The sequence below is a fragment of the Paraclostridium benzoelyticum genome (genome assembly GCF_001006285.1).
GTDB lineage: Bacteria > Bacillota > Clostridia > Peptostreptococcales > Peptostreptococcaceae > Paraclostridium > Paraclostridium benzoelyticum.
This window is the reverse complement of record NZ_LBBT01000321.1, coordinates 1-2,840: the sequence shown is the minus strand read 5'-3', so window position 1 is coordinate 2,840 and position 2,840 is coordinate 1. Positions and strand designations below refer to the sequence as shown.

The following is a 2,840-nucleotide window of genomic DNA, read 5'->3' as shown; positions in this document are numbered from 1 at the left end:
TATTAAAAAGAGATTACAGACCCCTACGTGAATTTTAAAGAACATAAAATTTTACTTAGGGTTTTTTATTTTAGCAAATTTAGCTAATAATTTTATTTAAATTAATGTAGGTGGAGGAAGTATATGTTTTATAAAAAAAGTGTAGAGGAGACTTTAAGCCAGGTAAATTCTAGCTTAAAAGGATTGAGTTCATCTAAAGCAAGTGAATTACTAAAAAAGTATGGGCCAAATGAATTAAAAGAAAAATCCAAGGTGCCTATTTGGATGTTATTCTTAGAAACATTTAAAGATCCATTAGTTATTATCTTATTAATAGCAGCACTTGTCCAAATATTTTTAGGCGAAGGGATGGAATCTTTAATTATATTTGCAGTGCTTATCTTAAATTCAATACTATCTGTAATACAAACTAAAAAAGCAGAAAGTTCACTTCAAAGTTTAAAAAAACTATCAGTTCCAAATGCAAAAGTCATAAGAGATAACAAAAAAGTTACAGTTAATTCAAAAGATATAGTGCCAGGAGACATAATAATTTTAGAAGCCGGAGATTATGTTCCTGCTGATGGAAGAATTATAGAATCCCAAACTCTTAAGGTTGTAGAAGGAATGCTTACAGGAGAAGCAGAACCAGTTTTAAAACACAACAAACCAATATTAAAGGATGTAGCATTAGGAGATCAAAAAAATATGATTTTTAGTGGATCTATGGTTGTTTATGGAAGAGGTGAGTATGTAGTAACACAAACTTCTATGAATACTGAAATGGGGAAAATAGCAAATCTGCTTGAGAATGCAGAAAGTAAGCAAACACCACTTCAAATAAAATTAGATGAGTTTAGTAAAAAACTTGGTGTAGGCATAGTAATATTAGCAGCTTTTATATTTTTAATAGATATATTAAGGGGAGCTAGATTAATTGATTCATTCATGTTTGCAGTTGCTATAGCGGTTGCTGCAATACCTGAAGCATTATCATCTATAGTAACGATTGTTCTTGCAGTTGGGACAAACGTTATGGCTAAAAGACAGTCAATAGTCAGAAAGCTACCAGCAGTTGAAACGCTAGGATCAACAAGTGTAATTTGTACAGATAAAACAGGAACTTTAACTAAAAACAAGATGACAGTTGTAGATACATATGTATATAATCCAGAAAGATCATTAGCATATAATACTAGTTTAGAAGTTGCAGCAGCAAAAGTATTATCAAAGCAAGAAGAGTTTATAATAATGTGTTCAAGTTTATGTAACGATTCAGATATAACTAATGAAGGTGTTGAAATAGGTGATCCTACAGAAATTGCTCTTATAAATTATGCAAACAAGAAAGGTTTTGATTACAAACAAATAAGAAATGAGAATATTAGGATAAGTGAATTGCCATTTGATAGTGAAAGAAAGAGAATGTCTACTGTACACAAGGTAGATGAAGAGGTAGTTATGTTTACAAAAGGAGCTCCAGATGTAATATTTAGTAGATGTAAATATGCATTAGTAGGAGATGAAGTAGTTAAAGTAAATGATAAAATTTTAAATAGATACAAGCGTATGAATGAAGAATTTTCTAATAAAGCTCTAAGAGTTTTAGCTTTTGCTAGTAAAAGTGTTAAAGATGAAGGTTTTATTCCAACCGCAAATGATGAAGAAAATTTAACTTTAATAGGACTTACAGCAATGATAGATCCACCTAGAAAAGAAGTTTATGCAGCTGTTAAAAATGCTAAAAAATCTGGCATAAAAACTGTTATGATAACGGGGGATCATAAGACTACAGCAAAAGCTATTGCTAGAGATATAGGTCTATTTACAAGTGGAGATATGGCTTTAACAGGTAATGAGTTAGATGAATTAACTGAAGAAGAGTTAGATAAGGATTTAGAGAAAATATCAGTATTCGCAAGAGTTTCCCCAGAAAATAAAATAAGAATAGTAAAAGCATGGCAAAGAAAAGGAAAAGTTTGTGCAATGACAGGAGATGGAGTAAATGATGCTCCAGCTTTAAAACAAGCAGATATAGGTATAGGAATGGGAAGTGGAACAGAAGTAGCAAAAGATGCGTCAGATATGATTTTAGTAGATGATAACTTTGCAACTATAGTAAATGCAATAGAAGTAGGTAGAACTGTTTATACAAATATTAAAAAATCTATAGCGTATTTATTTTCAGGAAATTTAGGAGGAATAATAGCTATATTATTTGCGGTAATTGCAGGATTACCAAATCCGTTTACTACAATACAGTTACTATTTATAAATCTTGTAACAGATTCATTGCCAGCAATAGCACTAGGACTTGAAGAGCCTGAAAAAGGTGTTATGGATAATCCGCCAAGAGATAAAGATGAAAAGATACTAACTAAAGATACGATTGGATTTGTTTTAACCAGAGGATATATAATTGGTGCAGTTACAATAATGGCTCAACTAATGGGTCTTAGATATTCTCATGAATTAGGCGTTGCAATGGCGTTTTCAACACTTACACTTTCTAGAATACTGCAGACGTTCGCTTCTAGATCAAACACTCAATCAATACTTGAATTAGGATTTACTACTAATAAATACGTGCTAGGTGCAGTTTGTATTTGTTTGACAATGTTTATGTCAACACAGCTTCCGTTTATGAGAGAAATATTTAATATCCCTTATAGTTTTAACTTTAACATATTATTAATTTGTTTTGGACTTGCAATGTTATCTACATGCTCTATGGAGATAAGCGAATTTTTAAAAAGAAAATAAAAAATTATTAAATATAATAAAAAGGCTGAATATAGAAGTACAAATATCTATATTTAGCCTTTGTTGTATGTATAAATAGTATAAATAGTATAAATTAT

General features: G+C 30.4%; 1 protein-coding gene. It reads left to right on the top strand.

The features are described 5' to 3' along the window. Positions 1 to 123: 123 nt before the first annotated feature. A complete protein-coding gene (locus tag VN21_RS15595) occupies positions 124 to 2,742 on the top strand; it encodes a cation-translocating P-type ATPase (RefSeq protein ID WP_046824067.1) in 2,619 nt (872 codons plus the stop codon). Positions 2,743 to 2,840 lie beyond the last annotated feature (98 nt).